This is a genomic window from Nocardioides sp. Z38_18, assembly GCF_058215695.1.
This window is the reverse complement of record NZ_JBZAJE010000001.1, coordinates 1,577,135-1,597,349: the sequence shown is the minus strand read 5'-3', so window position 1 is coordinate 1,597,349 and position 20,215 is coordinate 1,577,135. Positions and strand designations below refer to the sequence as shown.

Genomic DNA, 20,215 nt, shown 5'->3' with positions numbered 1-20,215 from the left:
TGTGACCCGGCTCAGGACACTCCCGCCTCGTCGATGATCGCGTCCCGCGCCTCGCGGCGGCGGCGCTGCTCGGCGGGATCCGGGACGGGCACGGCCGAGACCAGCCGGCGTGTGTACTCGTGCTGCGGGTGGCGCACGATCTGGTCGCGGTCGCCGATCTCCACGATCTTCCCGCGGTACATCACCGCGATCCGGGAGGCGAGGATCTCCACCACGCCGAGGTCGTGGCTGATGAACAGGCAGGCGAAGCCCTGCTCCTGCTGCAGCTCCTGGAAGAGCTGCAGCACCTTGGCCTGCACCGAGACGTCGAGCGCGGAGGTCGGCTCGTCCGCCACCAGCAGCTCGGGGTCGAGGGCGAGCGCCCGGGCGATGCCGACACGCTGCCGCTGACCACCGGAGAGCTCGTGGGGGTAGCGGTTGCGGAAGCCGCGCTGGAGCTGCACCTTGTCGAGCAGCTTCTCGACCTCGGCGTCCAGCGCCCGGCCCTTGAGCTTGCGGTGCAGGAAGAGGGGCTCTCCGATCGACTCACCGATCGGGAGCCGGGGGTTCAGCGACGACCCGGGGTCCTGGAAGACGATCCCGACCCGCTCCCGCAGCGGTCGCAGCGCCTTGGCCGACGCACCCTGCATCGCCACGCCACCGATCTCCAGCTTGCCGCCGGCGACGGGCAGCAGGCCCAGCGCGGCGCGGCCGATCGTGGTCTTCCCGGAGCCGGACTCCCCCACGAGCCCGACGACCTCGCCGGAGCTGATCGTGAGGTTCACGTCGTCCACGGCCCGGAACACCGGCTGGCTGCCCCGCTTGGGGTACTCCAGGACCAGGTTCTCGGCGACCAGGATCGGGCTCCGCGTGCTTCGCTCGGCACGACCCCGCTCCTCCTCGGCCCTGGCCGCGGCCTCGGCGTCGGTGACCGCGCCGAAGTGCGGCACGGCCGTGAGCAGCTGGCGGGTGTAGGGGTGCTGCGGATCGTTGAACACGGCCTCGGTGGTGCCCGACTCCACGATCCGGCCCTGGCGCATCACCATGATCCGGTCGGCCATGTCCGCCACCACACCCATGTCGTGGGTGATCAGCACCACGCCCGCGTTGACGCGCTCGCGCAGGTCGCGCATCAGCTTGAGGATCTCGGCCTGGACCGTCACGTCGAGGGCCGTGGTCGGCTCGTCGGCGATCAGCAGCTTGGGCTCGCACGCCAGCGCCTGGGCGATCATCGCGCGCTGCCGCTGGCCGCCGGAGAGCTGGTGCGGGAAGGCGTCGAAACGCCTCTCCGGCTCGGGGATCTCCACCATGGTCAGCAGCTCGATGGCGCGTTCCCTGGCCTGCTTGGGCGAGACGTCGAAGTGCGAGCGGATCGTCTCGACGATCTGGAAGCCGATCGTGTAGACGGGGTTCATCGCCGTCATCGGCTCCTGGAAGATCACGGCGATCTCCTTGCCGCGGATGCGGCGCATCCCCGCCCCGGTCAGCCCGACGAGCTCCTGGCCCCTGAGCTTCGCGCTGCCGGTCGCCCGGCCGTTGGCGGGCAGCAGGCCGAGCAGCGACATCGCGGACTGGGTCTTGCCCGAGCCGGACTCACCGACGATGGCCAGGACCTCACCGGCGTTGACCTGGTAGGTCACGTCCACGGCGGCCGGGAACCACTCGCCGTCGACGTAGAACGAGACGCAGAGGTCCTCCACCTCGAGGATCGGGCCGGTGCCCTCGGCGGGGTTTGCGGACTGGGGGGAATCGTGGATCGGGGTGCTCACGAGCGGCCTCTCCTTGCTGGCGTGGGCGGCGTCGGGGCATCTGTCAGGGTGTGTCCATGCAACCGACGGTGCGGATCAGGTCTCGATCGGCGCAGCTGCTGGGCGTGACGATGGTGCTGTTGTCCCTCGCCGGCATGGTGTCGCTGGTGCTGGACAGCGCCGAGGCGACGCTGCGGCTCGGCGCCCCCGTCGTGCTGTTCGGGGTGGTGGGCTGGGCAGCGTTCTGGCAGCCCTACGTGGAGGTCTCCGACGGTGGCATCACGGTCGCCAACACGCTGCGCACGGTGGAGGTTCCCTGGCCCGCCGTACAGGCCGTCGAGGGCCGCTACGGCCTGCGCCTGTGTACGGCGCTTGGGCAGGTGACCGCCTGGGCGGCACAGGCGCCTTCGGGGCGCGACCGCGCCAGGGGCGTTCCGAGCACCGCGGCAGCACTGGTCCAGGAGCGACTCGACCGGCTGCGGGCCGAGGGACACCTGGACGACCCGCGGCTGGAGCACCCGGATGCCGTCGTCCGCTGGCACCGTCCCCTGCTGGCGGCACTGGCCGTGCTCGCCGTCGCCACGGTTGCCCTGCCACTGCTCGCCTGAGTCCGGCACGCGCTGGGGGCAGGTCATCCTGCGTCCCCGTCGCGCTTGCCGAGCTTGCCGGTCAGCAGCGCGGCGCGCTGCATCTTGCGCGCGGACGGAACCCGCTTCTGCCGGGGGTCGAAGGCGTCGCGGAGCCCGTCGCCGATGAAGTTCACCGAGAGGGCGATCAGGATGATGAACACACCGGGCCACCAGAACAGCCACGGCCGGGTGGAGAACGCGGACTGGTACTGCGCGATCATCGTGCCCAGCGAGACGTCGGGCGCCCGGACCCCGAAGCCGAGGTAGCTCAGCGAGGTCTCGAGCAGGACCGCGGTGGAGGCCAGCAGGGTGGTGTTCACGATGATCACCCCCATGGCGTTGGGGATCATGTGCTTGCGGATGATCCGGAAGCTGCTGGCGCCGGCGACCTTGGCCGCGTCGACGAACTCGCGTTCGCGTAGCGAGAGGAACTCGCCCCGGACCAGTCGGGCCAGGGTCGTCCACGTGATCCCGCCCAGCGCCACGGCGAGCCAGAAGGCACCTGCCGACCCGACGAAGTTGCCCAGGACGGCGCCGATGACGATCACCGGGAACGTGATGAACAAGTCGGTGAACCGCATCAGGAGCTGGTCGACCCAGCCGCGGAAGTAGCCGGAGACCGCGCCGATGGTCATCCCGATGAACGCTGCCAGCAGGCTGATCACGAGCATCACGTTGATCGAGGTCTGGGTGCCCTTCATGGTGCGGGCGAAGATGTCGCGACCGATCTCGTCCTGCCCGAACGGGTGATCGCCGATCGCGAACCCGCTTCCGCCGAGCCACCTCGGCAGGCTCAACGTCGGCGCGCCGCCGTTCTGCACGGCACCGGTGTTCACGTGGTCGAACTTCCACCAGCCCGGGATCCCCAGGGTGCCGATGGAGGAGTAGGCCAGCAGCACGATCACCAGGAGGGTGACCAGCCCGGCGATCGCGCCTCGGTGCCGGAAGAAGCGGCGCCGCACGATCTGGCCCTGCGAGAGGCCGGCGACGTCCTTGAGCTCGATCGGGCTCGCGGTCGTGTCGTCCGCGACCGTGTCCGTGCGCCCTGTCGGTTCCAGGGGCGTACTCATCGGGGCCCCCGCCGGAAGGTGAGCTCCATCAGCGCACTGCGTCCTTTCACGAGCAGTTCTGGGCGGTGGCTCATGCGGCCACCCGGATGCGCGGGTCGAGCACCGCGTAGATGAGGTCTGCCACCAGGCTGGCGATCACCGCGAGGATGCCCACCACGACGATGTAGGCCATCACCGGGTCCTGCTGGTTCGCGTCGAGGGACTCCACGAACAGGCGTCCCATCCCGAACCACCCGAAGACGGTCTCGGTGATCACGGCGCCGCCGAGCAGCGTGATGATGTCGATGGGGACGATCGAGGCCAGCGGGAGCAGCGCGTTGCGGAACGCGTGCCGCATGATGACCGTTCGCTCCGTGAGGCCCTTGGACCGGGCCGTGCGGATGTAGTCCTGGTTCATCACCTCGAGCATCGAGGCCCGGGAGTAGCGCGTGTAGGACGCGAACGAGATCAGGATCAGCGTCGCGGTCGGGAGCACGAGGTGGGCCGCGGAGTCGATGGTGTGGATCCAGAAGTCGCCCTGCAGGTTCGGCGTGGAGCTGCCCAGCGTGGCGATCGGTCGGCCCTTGATCGCGGGGTTGTCGTTGTAGGAGCCCCAGCTCTGCAGCACCCGGTCGACGAAGATCAGGCCCGAGACCGGCACCGCCGTGAGCACCGCGGTGCGCGCGGACCGCGCCCGGTCGGGGCCACCCCAGGCGAGGCCGATGCCTGCGCTGATCACCAGAGCGCTCAGGAACAGCGCGAGGACCAGGGGCCAGCCCAGGACGCCCGCGTCCTTGGCCCAGGCCCAGAAGAACAGCAGCGGCAGCCACAGCGCGGTGCCGACTGCGGCGACCGTCAACGAGGAGTACAGCGCCTTGCGGTTGCGCAGGCCGGTGCTCAGCGCGGTCACCGCAAGCGCCGAGCCGAACGAGCCGAGGGCGATGAGCACGATGCCCAGCGCGGGGTCGACGAACCAGTCCGTCAGGTCGAGGTAGACGAGCAGGGCGGCCGTGGCGAGAGCCGCGACGGCGAAGTTGCGCAACCGCGTTCGGGCGTCACCGGCCACCGCAGAGCTCACCACGATGCCGAAGACGACCGCGCACACCGCGATCGCGGCGGTGGAGATCACCGGATCCCGCAGGAAGTCGTTGAAGTCGATCGCCAGGAAGACCTTCGCCAGCACCGCGACCCAGAACACCGGCAGCGAGTAGAGCAGGAAGGACAGGAAGGTGATCGTGTAGTCGAAGCCGCTGTACTGGCGAAGCGCGCTGATCACGCCGACCAGCACACCGAGGATGATGGCGACGATGGTCGCCGCGCCGACGAGCTGGATCGTGGTTCCCACTGCTCCACTGAGCAGCGAGGTGACCTGCTGGTTGGTCATCCAGTTGGTGCCCAGGTCACAGTTGCCGTACAGGCACCCGCTCGCGCCGCGCAGCCAGTCGAGGTAGCGCACGAGCACGGGGTCGTTGAGGTTGAGCTCGGCGATCCGGTTCTGGATCTGGGCCGCCTTGTTGGGGGCGGTACTGGTACGGAGATCCTCGAAGGGGTCGATCGAGATGTCCACGAGGACGTACATGATCACCGTGGAGATCAGCACGACCAGGAGCGACATGGAAAGTCGCTTGACGAAGAACGAAACCATCGGGGGACCCAACCTGTGTGGGGGCGCGCGCAGCCGGACTCGGGAGGCGCAGCACTGGCGGACGTGGTGCCGGGTGCGGCCGGGGAACCGGCCGCACCCGCCACCAGACTCTTACTAGTCAAACATGCGTCGAACAGCGGTCAGCTGTTGGGGACCTTCCAGTTCCAGAAGCCCTGGAACATGGTCGGCGACAGCGGCCCGGGCTCGAGACCCGTGACCCGCTCCTCGTTGGAGATCGTCGCCCCCGGGTGCTGGAAGATGGTCAGACCGACGGCGTCCTCGAAGAGGAGCTTCTCCACCTCGGTCTGGATCCGCAGCTGCTCCGCGGGGTCGATGGTCACGCTGACCTCGTCGAGCAGCGCGTCGACCTTCTTGTTCGAGTAGCCGTTGAGGTTGTTGATCCCACCGGTTCCGAAGGTGGGCGGACCGCTCTCGGTCACACCGGTGGTGGTGGACTGCCAGCCGAAGATCACGGCGTCGTAGGTGCCGTCGCCGAGCTTCTCGCCCCACTTCTCGCTGCCGTTGTCGATCAGCTCGAAACCGGCCTTCGCGAGCGCGGGCTTCATGATCTCGAACTGGTTCTCACGCCGGACGTTGCCCTTGGCGTACATCACGCGCACCTTGACAGGCGTGGTGACGCCGGCCTGCTTGAGCAGCTGCTGCGACTTGGCGGGGTCGACCTCGGCGTACTCCGAGGAACCGTTCGCGGCCACGACCTCGTCGTACCCGGGGGTGCCCTCGGTGTAGAGGAAGGAGTCGCGGACGTTCGCATCGGACGTGATCGGCTTGATCAGCTTGTCGACGATCTCCTGGCGCGGCACCGCGTGCAGGAACGCCTGGCGCACCTGCTTGGCCTTGGCTGCGTCGCCGCCGTAGCTCGCCGGGTCGAAGGGACCCTTGTTGTTCATCACGAGGTCGATGTGCTCGTAGGTGGCGTCGAGGCTCGACTCGATCTTTGCGTTCTTGATCTTCTCGGCGGCCTTGACCACGTCCGCGGTCACCTGCGGCGACATCACGTCGATCTCGCCGTTCTCGAGCGCCTGGACCTGAGCCATCGGGTCCTCGTTCCAACGCACCGTCAGGGTGTCGATGGCGCCCTCGTGGTCCCCCTTGTACTCAGGGTTCTTGTCGAGGGTCATGAACTCGTTCTCCTTGAACTCCGTCAGCACGTAGGCGCCGGTGGAGAGAGTGAGATCCTTGTCCTCAGGCATCTTGGTGTAGTCGAAGCCGGTGTTCCAGAAAGCCGAGATCTTCTGCAGGGCGGCCTCGTCCTTGTCCTGGACGGCCTTCACGAGGGCGTCCTTGGCCTCCTGCGGGTCCTCGATGCCGAGGGCCTTGCCAGCGGTCACGTGCGCCGGGGTGTGGACCTCGACGTCGAGCTGCCAGTCGGCGAAGGGCTTGGTGTAGGTCAGCGTGAGCGACTTGCCGTCGTCACCGATGACCGGGGTGTCCTTGACCAGTGCGAGGCCGGGGACGGCGCCGTCGAAGTAGACCTTGCCCTTGGTGTTCTGGGGCAGGCCGGTCGCCTCGTCGCGCTTGACCTGGTCGGAGTCGATGGTGTTCACGTTGCCACTGCCGCTCGCCCAGACCAGGAGCAGGTCAGCCGCGTCGACCGGGGTGCCGTCAGACCACTTGCTGTCCTCGTTGACGGTGTACTTGACCGTCAGCGGGTCCTCGCTGACCTTCTCGTAGGTACCGAAGGACTCGTTGGTCTGGAGCTCCGAGTTCTGGTCGTAGTACCAGAACTGGTCGGTCATCAGGTACTTGATGACGGCATTCGCAGTGGAGTTACCGTTCGAGGTCTCGGTGTTGTACGAGTAGAACGGCTGGTTCCAGCCGAGGCTGAGGGACGTCTTCTTGTCCCCGCTGTCCTCGTCGGCCGAGGGCGCGGAGCAGGCTGTGCCCACGAGGCTCAGCGCAGCGACCACCGCCCCCGCAGCGAAGATCCGCTTGTTAATCACTTGTGCTCCTCTTCGTGTCGTCCCACCGTGTCTCGATGGGGCCGCGGTTGGGTCAGTCGAAGACGACTGACCCAACCAACATTAGGCACAACACGTGACCGAACTTGACCGTTGACGACCCGAAATGGGAATTGTTACCGGAGTGCGACTATTATCCCGAAGTAACGTTGCTCACACGGGCTTTTCGGGACGTGCGTCCACACCGGCTTCCTTGCGCTGCTCCGGGGTGATCGGAGCCGGGGCCGCGGTCAGGGGGTCGTAGCCGCCTCCGCTCTTCGGGAAGGCGATCACCTCCCGGATCGAGTCCGACCCGGTGAGCAGGGCGCAGATCCGGTCCCAGCCGAAGGCGATGCCGCCGTGGGGCGGGGCGCCGTACGCGAAGGCGTCGAGGAGGAACCCGAACTTCTCCTGCGCGGCCTCCTCGTCGAGCCCCATCAGGGCGAAGACGCGCTTCTGCACGTCGCTGCGGTGGATCCGGATCGAGCCACCGCCGATCTCGTTGCCGTTGCAGACGATGTCGTAGGCCCAGGCGAGCGCGTTGCCGGGGTCCTTGTCGAAGTTCTCCACGTCCTTGGGGCTGGTGAACGCGTGGTGCACGGCGGTCCACGCGCCAGTGCCGACGGCGACGTCACCCGCGGCGGTCGCGTCCGCGGCCGGCTCGAACAGCGGCGCGTCGACGACCCACACGAAGCTCCAGGCGTCCTCGTCGATCAGGCCGCCGCGGCGACCGATCTCCAGGCGGGCCGCCCCGAGCAGGGCGCGACTGGGCTTGGTGGCGCCGGCGGCGAAGAAGATGCAGTCACCGGGCTGCGCCCCCACGTGCGCGGCGATGCCCGCCCGCTCCTCCTCGCTGATGTTCTTCGCGACCGGCCCGGCTAGCTCGCCGTCCTCCTTGACCAGGAGGTAGGCCAGCCCCTTGGCGCCACGCTGCTTGGCCCACTCCTGCCAGGCGTCCAGCTTCTTCCGCGGCTGGCTGGCGCCACCGGCCATCACCACGGCACCGACGTACTCGGACTGGAAGACCCGGAACGGGGTGTCCTTGAAGAACTCGGTGCACTCCACGAGCTCGAGGTCCAGGCGCAGGTCCGGCTTGTCGGAGCCGAAGCGGGACATCGCCTCGGCGTAGGTCAGGCGCGGCAGCGGGGTGGGCACGTCGTACCCGATCAGGGACCAGACGGCGGTGAGGATGCGCTCGGTCAGGGCGATCACGTCGTCCTGGTCCACGAAGCTCATCTCGACGTCGAGCTGGGTGAACTCGGGCTGCCGGTCGGCGCGGAAGTCCTCGTCGCGGTAGCAGCGGGCGATCTGGTAGTAGCGCTCCATCCCCGCCACCATCAGCAGCTGCTTGAACAGCTGCGGGCTCTGTGGCAGGGCGTACCAGCTACCGGGCTGCAGGCGGGCGGGGACCAGGAAGTCGCGGGCGCCCTCGGGGGTGGACCGGGTCAGCGTCGGGGTCTCCACCTCGACGAAGCCCTCCTCGTCCAGCACGTCGCGGGCCGCCTTGTTGACCTTGCTGCGCAGCCGCAGCGCGTGGCTGGGTCCGCTGCGTCGCAGGTCGAGGTAGCGGTACTTGAGGCGGGCCTCCTCGCCCACCGCGCCACCGGTCGACGTGTCGTCGATCGGGAACGGCAGCGGGGCCGAGCTGCTGAGCACCTCGACGTCGGTGGCGATGACCTCGATCTCGCCGGTGGGCAGGTTGGGGTTCTGGTTGCCCTCGGGCCGGAGACCGACGGTGCCGGTGATCTTCAGGCAGTACTCGCTGCGCAGGTGGTGCGCGACGGCCTCGTCCCGGATGACGACCTGCACCACCCCGCTGGCGTCGCGCAGGTCGATGAAGGCCACTCCCCCGTGGTCGCGACGTCGGGCCACCCATCCGGCGAGGATGACTTCGGTGTCGACGTGGCTCGCGCGGAGTTCGCCGGCCGTGTGGGTACGGATCACTGTTGCTCCTGTTGGTTGCTGCGGACACGCGGGCGCAGGTCCTCGACCGGCGGCATCCACGTGGTGGGGTCCACAGCGGTCTGCTCGCCGCTGCGGATGTCCTTGATCTCGGCGGGCTGGTCGGCCGCACCGGGGAAGAGCACGAAGGGGATGCCACGGCGCTCCGCGTGGCGGATCTGCTTGCCGAACTTCTGCGCGGCGGGCGCCACCTCGCAGGGCACGCCGTTGGCCCGCAGCTGCCCGGCGAGCACGTCACTCGCGGCGCGGCTGTCCTCGTCGGTCACCGCGACCAGCACGGCGCTGGGCACGGTCCGGTCGGCTGCCACGACTCCCCTGCCGAGCAGCGGCACGAGCACGCGACTCACCCCCAGCGAGATGCCGACGCCGGGGTAGGTCGCCCGGCCGTCGCTGGCCAGTGCGTCGTACCGGCCACCGGAGCAGATCGAGCCGAGGCTCTCGTAGCCGTCGAGCCGCGTCTCGAAGACCGTGCCGGTGTAGTAGTCCAGACCCCGGGCGATCTTCAGGTCGGCGACGATCCGGACCCGGTCGGTGACCAGGGTGGCGCAGCCCTCGACCACCGCGGCGAGCTCGGTGAGCCCCTCGTCCAGCAGCTCGTGGTGTACGCCGAGCGCGCGCACCTGCTCCACGAACGAGGTGTCGGTGGTGCTGATCCGGGCCAGCGCCAGGCAGCTCTCCGCCTGCTCGGCCGTGAGCCCTGCCTCCTCCACCAGCAGCGCGCCCACGCGCTCCTCGGAGATCTTGTCGAGCTTGTCGACCGTGCGCATCACCGCATCGAGGTCGGGGACGCCCAGGCCTGCGTAGAAACCCTGGATCAGCTTGCGGTTGTTCACCTGCAGGCGGAACCCGGGCAAGAAGTCGAGGCCGGCGAGCGCGTCGAGCATCACCCGGGCGACCTCGACATCGTGGTGGAAGGAGAGGGAGTCGCGTCCGATGACGTCGACGTCGGCCTGCGTGAACTCGCGGAAGCGGCCCTCCTGCGGGCGCTCCCCGCGCCACACCTTCTGGATCTGGTAGCGGCGGAACGGGAAGTCCAGCTTGCCGGCGTTCTCCAGGACGTAGCGGGCGAACGGGACCGTGAGGTCGAAGTGCAACCCCATCCCGGCGTCGCCCTCCTGGTCGTGGATGCGCTTGAGCACGTAGACCTCCTTGGAGGTCTCCCCCTTGCGCAACAGCTGGTCCAGCGGCTCCACGGCACGGGTCTCGATGTTGGCGAAGCCGTGCAGCTCGAAGGTCGCGGCCAGGCGGGCGAGGACCTGCTGCTCGACGTACCTCTGCCCGGGCAGCAGCTCGGGGAACCCGCTCAGCGGGGTGGGACGGCTCATCTCAGAGGCCTCGGGTGATCGGGGCGGAGGAACCGCGTCCCTCGTCCTGGAGCTCGAGCAGGAACGGGTTGGTGGCGCGCTCGCGGGCGATGCTGGTCTGCTCGCCGTGTCCGGGGAGCACCACGATGTCGTCGGGCAGGGTGAGCACCTTCTCGCGCAGGCTGCGCAGCATCGTCGGGTGGTCGCCGCCGGGGAGGTCGGTCCGGCCGATGGAGCCTGCGAAGAGCAGGTCACCGGAGAACATCACCTCGGAGACGTCCGCGTCGGGGTACGGCGAGCGGAAGGTCACCGAGCCCTCGGTGTGCCCGGGGGTGTGGTCCACGACGAAGCTCAGGCCGGCCAGCTCGAGCGTCTGGGCGTCGCTGAGCTCCTCGACGCGATCGGGCTCGGCGAACTCGTACTTGCCGCCGAGCATCATCGCGGTGGTCTCAGCGGACATGCCGGCCATCGGGTTGGCGAGCAGGTGCCGGTCCCTGGGGTGGATCCAGGCGGTGGCGTCGTAGGTGCCCGCGACCGGGGCCACGCACCACATGTGGTCGACGTGCCCGTGCGTGACCAGGACGGCGACCGGCTTCAGGTTGTGCTCGCGCACCACCTGCTGGACTCCTTCGGCTGCGTCCTTGCCCGGGTCGATCACGACGCACTCGGTGCCGGGACCGGTTGCCGCGACGTAGCAGTTGGTGCCCCACGGTCCGGCTGGGAAGCCTGCGATCAGCACCTTGACGTCTCCTGCTTCGGGGTTGGGGACCAGATTGGACTCAGCCAGCCTACTGTCCCGGGAACCCCACCTCGGCATGCGTACGATGTGACCAGGCCGAAGAGCCGGGCCGAACAGCAGGTACGGACAACGCAGGAGCAGGTGTAGCGACGTGACCGCGCAGGGCAACTCCCCCGACCAGGGCCCCCCGGCTCGTCCCGGCAAGCCCGGTCCGCCGCCGCGTCCCGCGGCACCGCCGGTCCCGCGACCGGCCCCGCCTGCCGCGGCCGCTCCCCCGGCTCCGTCGGGTCCGCCGGCCAGTGAGTGGGGGCGCGTCGAGGAGGACGGGACCGTCTACCTGCGCACCGCCGAGGGCGAGCGCGTCGTCGGCCAGTACCCGGAGGGCACGCCCGAGGAGGCGCTCGCGTTCTTCACCCGGCGTTTCGACGCGCTCGAGTTCGAGGTCGCGCTGCTCGAGCAGCGCGTGCGCGCCGAGTCGCTGAGCCCCGACGAGGCGACCGAGTCGATCAAGCGGGTGGCAGCCCAGATCGCCGAGGCCAACGCGGTCGGCGACATCGTCGGGCTCACCGCCCGGCTCGACGCCCTCGGCCCGCTGGTCGGGCTCCAGCGCAACAAGCGCAAGGAGGAGCGCGCTCGCCGGCTTGAGGAGTCGCGCGCCCGCAAGGAGCAGATCGTCGGCGAGGCCGAGAAGATCTCCCAGGGCAAGGACTGGCGCAACGGGGTCAACCGGCTGCGCGACCTGCTGGAGGAGTGGAAGACGCTCCCCCGCCTGGACAAGAAGAGCGACGACGAGCTGTGGCACCGCTTCTCCGGCGCGCGCACGGCGTACACCCGGCGCCGCAAGGCGCACTTCGCCGAGCTCGGTGAGCAGCGCGAGGGCGCCCGGGTCGTCAAGGAGCGGCTCCTCAAGGAAGCGGAGGCGATCAGCGGCTCCACCGAGTGGGGGCCCACCTCCACCCGCTACCGCGAGCTGATGCAGGACTGGAAGGCGGCCGGCTCAGCCCCGCGCGACGTCGAGGAGAAGCTCTGGCAGCGGTTCCGCGCCGCCCAGGACGCCTTCTTCAGCGCCCGCGAGGCCGCCAACGCCGAGGAGGACCGCGAGTTCGCGGCCAACGCGGAGAAGAAGCGCGCGCTGCTCGTGGAGGCCGAGGCCCTGGTCCCCGTGACCGACCTCGAGGCCGCCAAGCGCGCCTTCCGCGACATCAGCGAGCGCTGGGACGCCGCCGGGAAGGTGCCGCGCGACGACATCAAGCCCCTCGAGGCCCGGATCCGGAAGGTCGAGCAGGCGATCCGCTCGATCGAGGACGACAAGTGGAAGCGCACCGACCCCGAGAAGTCGGCTCGTGCGGGCGACATGCTCAGCCAGCTCGAGCGCGCCATCGCCGCCATCGAGGCCGACCTGGACAAGGCCCGCGCCGCCGGCAACGAGAAGAAGACCAGGGAGCTGGAGGAGAACCTCGCCTCGCGCCAGCAGTTCCTCGAGATGGCCCAGAAGGCCGCAGCCGACTTCTCCTAGTCCGCCGACCGGGCAAAACGTTCCGCCGTACGACGCCGACCGGGCAGAAACCTCTCCCGTACGACGCCGACCGGGCAGTTCTGTTTGCGCGCCCCGGACACAAGTGCCCGCTCACCGCGCTCCGGCGAGACGTTTGTGCCCGCTCACCGCGCTCCGGCGAGACGTTGGTGCCCGCGCACCGCGCTGCAGCGAGAGCTACTGGGTGACGCGGTAGGCGTCGAAGACGCCGTCGACCTGACGGACGGACTTCAAGATGGCGCCGAGGTGCTTGGGGTCGCCCATCTCGAAGGTGAACCTGCTCTTGGCGACGCGGTCGCGGTTGGTGGTCAGGGTCGCGGAGAGGATGTTCACGTGCTGGTCGGAGAGCACCATCGTGATGTCCGAGAGCAGCCGGGCCCGGTCGAGGGCGTCGACCATGATCTGGACCAGGAACGTCGACTGTGAGCTGGGGGCCCACTCCACCTCGGCGAGCCGCTCGGGCTGGCTGAGCAGCTGCGCGGCGTTGGTGCAGTCGCGGCGGTGCACCGAGATGCCGTCGCCGCGGGTGACGAAGCCGAGGATCTCGTCGCCGGGCACCGGGGTGCAGCAGCGGGCCAGCTTCACCAGTACGTCGGTGGCCCCCTTCACCACGACCCCGGAGTCGTGCGCGGCCGCGCCACGGCGGCGCGGCCGGGTGATCGTCACGGCCTCGGCGAGGTCCTCGGCGGCGCCGTCGGTGCCACCGGAGACCTCGACCACCTTGCGTACGACGGTCTGGGCACCCAGGTTGCCCTCGCCGACGGCGGCGTAGAGCGCCGTCACGTCGGCGATGTTGAGCTCGTTCGCGACCTGGGTCAGGGACTCGTGGGTCATCACCCGCTTGAGCGGGAGACCCTCCTTGCGCAGCAGCCGGCCGATCTGCTCCTTGCCCTGCTCGATGGCCTCCTCGCGCCGCTCCTTGGTGAACCACTGGCGGATCTTGTTGCGCGCCCTCGGCGACTTCACGAACGTCAGCCAGTCGCGGGTGGGTCCGGCCGTGGGCGACTTGGAGGTGAACACCTCGACCACGTCGCCGTGCTCGAGCTCGGACTCCAGCGGGACGAGCCGGCCGTTGACCCGCGCACCGATGGTGTGGTGCCCGACCTCGGTGTGGATGGCGTAGGCGAAGTCGACCGGCGTCGACCCGATCGGGAGCCCGATCACGTCGCCGCGCGGAGTGAAGACGAAGACCTCGGCGCTGTTGATCTCGAAGCGCAGCGAGTCCAGGAACTCACCCGGGTCGTCGACCTCGTTCTGCCAGTCGAGGAGCTGGCGCAGCCACGGCATGTCGGAGTCCTTGAGACTCTTGTCGGTGTCGACGCCGTTGCGCGAGTCCTCCTTGTACTTCCAGTGGGCCGCGACGCCGTACTCCGCACGACGGTGCATCCCCACCGTGCGGATCTGCATCTCGACGGGCTTGCCGGAGGGACCGATCACGGTGGTGTGCAGCGACTGGTACATGTTGAACTTCGGCATCGCGACGTAGTCCTTGAACCGGCCCGGGAGCGGGTTCCAGCGGTTGTGCAGCACACCGAGCACGCCGTAGCAGTCCTGGTCGTTGTCCACGAGGATGCGGATCCCGACGAGGTCGTAGATGTCGGAGAACTCGCGTCCGCCGTGGATCATCTTCTGGTAGATCGAGTAGTAGTGCTTGGGACGGCCGGTCACCCGGGCGCTGATCTTGCTGCTCCGCAGATCCGCCTCGACCTGGGAGATCACCTGGGCCAGGAACTGGTCGCGCGAGGGGGCGCGTTCCGCGACGAGCCGGACGATCTCGTCGTAGATCTTGGGATACATCGTGGCGAACGCGAGGTCCTCGAGCTCCCACTTGAGCGTGTTCATGCCCAGCCGGTGTGCCAGCGGCGCGTAGATCTCCAGGGTCTCGCGCGACTTGCGCTCCTGGGTCTCCTGCTTGACGTAGCGCAGCGTGCGCATGTTGTGCAGCCGGTCGGCGAGCTTGATCACCAGGACCCGGATGTCCTTGCTCATCGCCACGATCATCTTGCGGATCGTCTCGGCCTGCGCCGAGTCGCCGTACTTCACCTTGTCGAGCTTGGTCACGCCGTCGACGAGGGCCGCGACCTCATCGCCGAAGTCCCGGCGCAGCTCGTCGAGCGTGTACGGCGTGTCCTCGACCGTGTCGTGGAGCAGGGCCGCCACCAGGGTCGGCTCGGTCATGCCGATGTCCGCCAGGATCGTGGTCACGGCGAGCGGGTGGGTGATGTAGGGGTCACCGCTCTTGCGCATCTGCCCGCGGTGGTGCTTCTCGGCGATGTCGTAGGCGCGCTCCAGCAGGGCCAGGTCGGCCTTGGGGTGGTTGGCGCGCACCGTGCGGAACAACGGCTCCAGCACCGGGTTGCCGACCTGCTTGCTGGTGCCGATCCGGGCCAGCCTCGCGCGTACGCCGCGTCCGGTCAGGGTCGACCCGCGGTCCGCGGGCGCGGGCGGGGACGTGCCGGTGCCGGTGCCGGCCGGTGCCTCGGGGGCGGGCGCCAAGCGGTCCTCAGCCAACTGACACCTCCCTCAACCGGTCGGACAACACTCCCAGTCTAGGCACCTCGGCAGGCTCGCCGTTCAGACCCTGTGCAGCACCGTCAGGGGAACCTCGCCGATGGCCTGCCTTCCGGGCAGGAAGCTCAGCTCCAGCAGGACCGCCAGACCGTGTACGACGGCCCCGAACCCCTCGATCAGCTCGGCGGTGGCGCGCGCCGTGCCGCCGGTGGCGAGCACGTCGTCGATGACCAGGATCCGCTCCCCCTCCGCCACCGCGTCGGTGTGCATCTCGAGGGTCTCCGCGCCGTACTCGAGGTCGTAGCTCACCGCCGCGGTGCGCCACGGCAGCTTGCCCGGCTTGCGGACGGGGACGAAGCCGACCCCCAGGAGCAGTGCCACGGGGGCGCCGAGGATGAACCCACGGGCCTCCATCCCCACGACCTTGTCCACCACGACGGCTCCGGTCTCGTCGCGCCCGGCGTCAGCCAGTGCCGCGACCACGGCCGTGAACGCGGCGTGGTCGTCGAGCAGCGGGGTGATGTCCTTGAAGGTCACCCCGGGCATCGGGAAGTCCGCGATGTCACGAACGAGAGCACCGATCAGTGCGCTGAGCTCCTCACGGTTCTCACCCACGGCCGGCGTCCTCACTTGCCGCGCTTGGAGCGAGGCTCACGCCTCGGTTGGCTGCGCTTGGCCGCACCCGAGTCGCGCATCGGCGCCTTCGGGTCGGGCACGGTCCGTCCCGATCCCGATGCCTCCGGTCGTCGCGGCGGGGCCTTCACCGGGGCTGCGCGCTCCTCCGGCTCGGACTCGAGGTCGTCGTGGTCCGCAGGGGCGTCGTGCATCGGCAGGTCCTCGGAGAAGCTCGGCACGTCGGCGTACCGGTCCACGTCGCGCTTGGCGCGGGCCCTGGCGCGGGCGTCCTGCTGGGTGACCTCCTTCTCCCCCGCCTTCAGCTGCACCGCGAGCGGTGTGGCGATGAAGATCGAGGAGTAGGCACCGGCCGCCATGCCGACGAACAGCGAGAGCGAGAGGTCCTTCAGCGAGCCCGTCCCGAGGCTGACCGTGCCGACGTAGAGGATCACGCCGACTGGCAGCAGGGCGACGATCGAGGTGTTGATCGAGCGGACCAGGGTCTGGTTCACCGCGAGGTTGGCCAGCTGGGCGTAGGTGCGCTTGCCCTTGCGTCCCTTGCGGGTGTTCTCCTTCACCTTGTCGAAGACGACCACGGTGTCGTAGAGCGAGAAGCCCAGGATCGTCAGCAGGCCGGTGACCGTGGAGGGCGTCACCTCGAAGCCGGAGATCGCGTAGACGCCGATCGTGATGATCACGTCGTGGGCCAGCGCCACCAGCGCGGCGACCGACATCTTCCATTCTCGGAAGTAGGCCCAGATGAACAGCACCACCAGGACCAGGAACACCACGAGACCGGTGATGGCGCGCTCGGCCACCTGTTGGCCCCAGCTCGCGCCGATGTCCTGGGTGGAGATGTCGTCGCGTGCGTCGACCCCGACGGCCTTCGCGATGGCGTCGGTCACCTCGTCGGACTGCGTGTCGGTGAGCTCCTCGGTCTGCACCCGGATCGACTCGCCCGAGGTGTTCACGATCGGTGAGGAGGCGGCGTCGATCCCGGTGTCGGCGACGGCGGCGCGGATCTTGTCGACGTTGTCCTGGGTGACCTGGTTGGCCGGGAGGCTCACCCGGTACTCGACCCCACCCTCGAACTCGATGCCGAAGTTGAGCCCCTTGAAGAACAACCCGGCCATGGCGACCGCGATGATCACGATCGAGATGCCGTACCAGAGCCACTTGCGGCCGACGAAGTCGATCGAGACGTCGCCCTCGTAGAGCGCGTTTCCGAGCCTGCTCATCTTGCCCATCAGGAACCTCCTCCGACGAGCTGCGGCTGCTTGGACTTTGGAGCCTCGTCGATGCCGAGGGTCTCAGGAGAGAGCCCGGAGAACCGGGACCCGGAGTTGAAGAACTTGCGTCTCGCGAGCAGGGTCATCATCGGCTTGGTGAACCAGAAGAACACCGCGACGTCGATCAGGGTGCTGATGCCGAGCGCGAAGGCGAAGCCCCGCACCACGCCGATCGCGAAGATGTAGAGAACCACGGCGGCCAGCAGCGAGACGGCGTCCGCGGCCAGGCAGGTCATCCGCGCGCTGGCCCACCCGGTCTCCACGGCCACCCGCATGGACTTCCCGTCGCGCATCTCGTCACGTATTCGTTCGAAGTAGACGATGAAGGAGTCAGCGGTGATACCGACCCCCACGATCAGTCCGGCGATGCCCGGGAGGGTGAGCGTGAAGCCGGCAGCCTTGGCCAGCACCAGCACGGTGCCGTAGGTGATCACGCCGGCGACGACCAGTGAGGCCACGACGACGATGCCGAGTCCTCGGTAGTAGACCAGGCAGTAGATCATCACGATCACCAGGCCGATGCTTCCGGCCAGGATGCCTGCAGAGAGCTGGTTGCCGGCGAGCGAGGGGCCGATGGTCTCGACGGTGCTGTCGAAGCGCAGCGGGAGGGCGCCGTACTTCAACGAGTTGGCCAGTGACGACGCATCGGCCTCACTGAAGTCGCCGGTGATCTGGGCGTTTCCGTCGAGGATCGGCTCGTTGACCCCCGCGTAGGAGATGACCGAACCGTCGAGCACGATCGCGAACGTGCCCTGGTTCTGGTTGAGCGCGGTGGTCGTGTCGCCGAACACCTTGCGGGCGGTGCTCTTGAACGACAGGTTCACGGCCCAGCCGACCCCGTTGGGCGGGGTGCCGTAGGAGGCCGACTTCAGCTCGGTGCCCTCGATCAGGGACTTGGAGAGCAGGAACTTCTGGCCCTCGTCGTCGCAGGCGATCAGCGGCTGGTTGGGGTTGTCCGCCTTGGGTGCGGCCTCGTCGGCGGTCGGGCACACGAACTCGGAGAACTTCTGGAGCCACTCGATGCCCGGGTCCTGGGACCAGGCCAGCGGGTCGTTGACCGGTGCACCCTTCTGGGTGATCTGCGGGGCCTCCTGCGTGGGCGCCTGCTCAGCGGGGGCACTCGGCGTCGGTTCGGACTCCGGCGAAGGGGTGGTCGTGGCCTGGGGCTTGGTGAAGGGTGCGGTCCGCGGCTTGGGCGTGGCCGTCGCCTCCGGGGCCTTCTGCTGCTTGTCCTGGCCTGCCTTGCCCTTGGGGGCCGCCGACGGGCTCGGGGAGGCGCTGGGCTCCTCGGCGGGAGTTCCCGGCTGCGGCGAACCGGCCACCAGCCGGAAGCGGAGCTGGGCGGTGCGCTTGACCGCCTCGACGAGGTTGGAGGCGTTCTCGCCGGGGATCTCCACGATGATGTTGCGGTTGCCCTGGGTGGAGACCTCGGCCTCTGAGACACCGCTGCCGTTGACGCGGGAGTCGACGATGCTCGCCGCTTCCTTGAGCTTCTCCTGGGTGATCGAGTCGCCCGCGGAGATGGCCGACAGCGTGATCCGGGTGCCACCCTCGAGGTCGAGGCCCAGGCGCGGCTTCCAGGTCTGCCCGATCGCTGCGAGCCCGTAGAGCACGCAGATGGTCAGTCCGAAGATGACCAGCGTCCGCACTGGACGGAGCTTGTTCTTCGCCACGGCGGTGTCCTCAGTCCTCGGTCTTGGTCGGGTCGGACCCGGCGGAACGCTCCCCCGGAACCTCGCCGGCGTCAGGTGCAGCCTCGGTCCGGGGCTGGTCCCCGGCACCCTCGAGCTCGTCCACACGGCGTACGACGACCTGGCGGGCCACCGTGACGACCACGCCGGGCGCCACCTCGAGCTCGACCTTCCCCTCGGACAACGCGCGGATGGTTCCGAAGATCCCCGAGGACAGCACGACCTCCTGGCCCACCTCGAGTGAGTTCTGCAGGTCCTGGACCCGTCGTTGCTGGTTGCGGGCAGGTCGCATGACGATGGCCCAGAAGGCCAGCATGGCGACGACGATCACAAGCAGCTGCGCAGCGGCAGACACGAGAAACAACTCCCAGGGGAAGACAACAGGTGAAGGGCGCCACCTCAGGACCGCCGCAAAGCCAGGTGGCTCCGTCCGGTCCACTCAAGGTCACCGACCGTGAAGTCTAACGGCCGAGGGGCGCTCAGTCCGACTGCGACCCGAACAGAACGGGGTCTTCTCCTGCGACTCCGGGCGGGGGCTTGAGCCCCAGGTGCACCCAGGCCGCGGGGGTGGCGATCCTGCCGCGGGCGGTGCGGGCCAACAGGCCCTGGCGCACCAGGAACGGCTCCGCGACCTCCTCCACGGTCTCGCGCTCCTCACCCACGCCGACCGCGAGCGTGCTGACCCCGACCGGCCCGCCACCGAAGCGGCGGCACAGGACGTCGAGCACGGCGCGGTCCAGGCTGTCGAGGCCGGACTCGTCGACCTCGAACAGCTCGAGGGCCGCGCGGGCCAGCTCGCGGGTCACCACGCCGTCGGCACGGACCTGCGCGTAGTCGCGCACCCGGCGCAGGAGCCGGTTGGCGATCCGGGGGGTGCCGCGGGAACGCAGCGAGATCTCGTGGGCGCCATCGCGCTGCAGCTCGACGTCGAGGAGGCCGGCTGAGCGACGCACGATCCGCTCGAGGTCGGCCGGCTCGTAGAACTCGAGGCGGGCCGTGAACCCGAACCGGTCCCGCAGCGGGCTGGGCAGCAGTCCCGCACGGGTCGTGGCCCCGACCAGGGTGAACGGCGGGATCTCCAGGGGGATCGCGGTCGCGCCGGGTCCCTTGCCGATGACCACGTCGACCCGGAAGTCCTCCATGGCCATGTAGAGCATCTCCTCCGCCGGCCGGGACATCCGGTGGATCTCGTCGACGAAGAGCACGTCGCCCTCGTTGAGACCGGAGAGGATCGCTGCGAGGTCGCCCGCGTGGGTGATGGCGGGACCGCTGGTCAGCCGGAGCGGTGCGCTCATCTCCGCGGCGATGATCATCGCCAGGGTCGTCTTGCCGAGGCCGGGGGGACCACTCATCAAGACGTGGTCGGCCACCCGATTGCGATTCCTGGCTGCCTGCAGCAGCAGGGACAGCTGCTCGCGGACGCGTTCCTGGCCGACCACCTCGTCGAGGGTGCGCGGGCGCAGTGCCGCCTCCACCACTCGCTCGTCCCCGTCCGCGTCGGCCGCGGTGAGGGGTCGGGAGGTCAGGTAGGCGATCTCTGCCGCGTCGAGCTCGGTCTCGTC

At 69.1% G+C, this 20,215-nt stretch carries 15 protein-coding genes; 2 read left to right on the top strand and 13 right to left on the bottom strand.

From position 1 onward, the window contains the following. Positions 1–11: 11 nt before the first annotated feature. Positions 12–1,748: an ABC transporter ATP-binding protein gene (locus AC4BGC_RS07585; RefSeq protein ID WP_490555021.1), complete on the bottom strand. Its 1,737-nt coding sequence runs from the start codon at positions 1,746–1,748 to the stop codon at positions 12–14. A 56-nt stretch (positions 1,749–1,804) separates the two neighbouring features. On the opposite strand from AC4BGC_RS07585, the gene AC4BGC_RS07580 reads away from it, so the two are divergent. After that, complete coding sequence (locus AC4BGC_RS07580; RefSeq protein ID WP_490555020.1) at positions 1,805–2,335, top strand: PH domain-containing protein; 531 nt, start codon at positions 1,805–1,807, stop codon at positions 2,333–2,335. A 23-nt stretch (positions 2,336–2,358) separates the two neighbouring features. Here AC4BGC_RS07580 and AC4BGC_RS07575 read toward each other — a convergent pair whose 3' ends face one another. From AC4BGC_RS07575 to AC4BGC_RS07550, 6 genes are all read right to left on the bottom strand, one after another. Further along, positions 2,359–3,426 carry an ABC transporter permease gene (locus tag AC4BGC_RS07575; RefSeq protein WP_490555019.1) on the bottom strand — a complete coding sequence of 356 codons (1,068 nt, stop codon included), beginning with the start codon at positions 3,424–3,426 and terminating at the stop codon, positions 2,359–2,361. 70 nt (positions 3,427–3,496) lie between these two features. Beyond that, entirely contained in the window at positions 3,497–5,050 is a 1,554-nt protein-coding gene (locus AC4BGC_RS07570) for an ABC transporter permease (protein WP_490555018.1), read from the bottom strand. Positions 5,051–5,190: 140 nt separating this feature from the next. Beyond that, the gene (locus AC4BGC_RS07565) at positions 5,191–7,011 is read right to left on the bottom strand and encodes an ABC transporter family substrate-binding protein (RefSeq protein WP_490544499.1); all 1,821 of its coding nucleotides are present in this window, start codon (positions 7,009–7,011) and stop codon (positions 5,191–5,193) included. A gap of 171 nt (positions 7,012–7,182) precedes the next feature. After that, a complete protein-coding gene (aspS, locus tag AC4BGC_RS07560; RefSeq protein ID WP_490555017.1) occupies positions 7,183–8,952 on the bottom strand; it encodes an aspartate--tRNA ligase in 1,770 nt (589 codons plus the stop codon). Next, complete coding sequence (gene hisS / locus AC4BGC_RS07555; RefSeq protein ID WP_490544501.1) at positions 8,949–10,295, bottom strand: histidine--tRNA ligase; 1,347 nt, start codon at positions 10,293–10,295, stop codon at positions 8,949–8,951. The genes aspS and hisS overlap by 4 nt, the downstream gene beginning before the upstream one ends. Before the next feature lies 1 nt (position 10,296). Continuing rightward, on the bottom strand, positions 10,297–11,013 hold the full coding sequence (locus AC4BGC_RS07550; protein ID WP_490544503.1) for an MBL fold metallo-hydrolase: 717 nt from the start codon (positions 11,011–11,013) through the stop codon (positions 10,297–10,299). Between the two features lie 151 nt (positions 11,014–11,164). Here AC4BGC_RS07550 and AC4BGC_RS07545 point away from each other — a divergent pair, with 151 nt between their 5' ends. Next, a complete protein-coding gene (locus tag AC4BGC_RS07545) occupies positions 11,165–12,529 on the top strand; it encodes a DUF349 domain-containing protein (RefSeq protein ID WP_490555016.1) in 1,365 nt (454 codons plus the stop codon). A 195-nt stretch (positions 12,530–12,724) separates the two neighbouring features. Here the strand turns inward: AC4BGC_RS07545 and AC4BGC_RS07540 are convergent, their stop codons facing one another. From AC4BGC_RS07540 to ruvB, 6 genes are all read right to left on the bottom strand, one after another. After that, on the bottom strand, positions 12,725–15,058 hold the full coding sequence (locus tag AC4BGC_RS07540; protein WP_490555015.1) for a RelA/SpoT family protein: 2,334 nt from the start codon (positions 15,056–15,058) through the stop codon (positions 12,725–12,727). A 63-nt stretch (positions 15,059–15,121) separates the two neighbouring features. Continuing rightward, positions 15,122–15,673, bottom strand: coding sequence for an adenine phosphoribosyltransferase (locus AC4BGC_RS07535; protein WP_490555014.1), 552 nt, complete (start codon positions 15,671–15,673; stop codon positions 15,122–15,124). Between the two features lie 11 nt (positions 15,674–15,684). Further along, positions 15,685–16,920, bottom strand: coding sequence for a protein translocase subunit SecF (gene secF, locus AC4BGC_RS07530; RefSeq protein ID WP_490555013.1), 1,236 nt, complete (start codon positions 16,918–16,920; stop codon positions 15,685–15,687). Beyond that, complete coding sequence (gene secD, locus AC4BGC_RS07525; RefSeq protein WP_490555012.1) at positions 16,920–18,635, bottom strand: protein translocase subunit SecD; 1,716 nt, start codon at positions 18,633–18,635, stop codon at positions 16,920–16,922. The genes secF and secD overlap by 1 nt, the downstream gene beginning before the upstream one ends. A gap of 10 nt (positions 18,636–18,645) precedes the next feature. Beyond that, on the bottom strand, positions 18,646–19,008 hold the full coding sequence (gene yajC / locus AC4BGC_RS07520; RefSeq protein WP_490555011.1) for a preprotein translocase subunit YajC: 363 nt from the start codon (positions 19,006–19,008) through the stop codon (positions 18,646–18,648). Positions 19,009–19,132: 124 nt separating this feature from the next. Further along, on the bottom strand, positions 19,133–20,188 hold the full coding sequence (gene ruvB / locus AC4BGC_RS07515; protein ID WP_490555731.1) for a Holliday junction branch migration DNA helicase RuvB: 1,056 nt from the start codon (positions 20,186–20,188) through the stop codon (positions 19,133–19,135). Positions 20,189–20,215 lie beyond the last annotated feature (27 nt).

Bases quoted from the DNA above. Each gene is read 5' to 3' on its own strand.
- AC4BGC_RS07580 (WP_490555020.1), top strand. From the start codon at position 1,805: ATGCAACCGACGGTGCGGATCAGGTCTCGATCGGCGCAGCTGCTGGGC.
- AC4BGC_RS07575 (WP_490555019.1), bottom strand. From the start codon at position 3,426: ATGAGTACGCCCCTGGAACCGACAGGGCGCACGGACACGGTCGCGGAC.
- AC4BGC_RS07570 (WP_490555018.1), bottom strand. From the start codon at position 5,050: ATGGTTTCGTTCTTCGTCAAGCGACTTTCCATGTCGCTCCTGGTCGTG.
- hisS (WP_490544501.1), bottom strand. From the start codon at position 10,295: ATGAGCCGTCCCACCCCGCTGAGCGGGTTCCCCGAGCTGCTGCCCGGG.
- secF (WP_490555013.1), bottom strand. From the start codon at position 16,920: ATGGGCAAGATGAGCAGGCTCGGAAACGCGCTCTACGAGGGCGACGTC.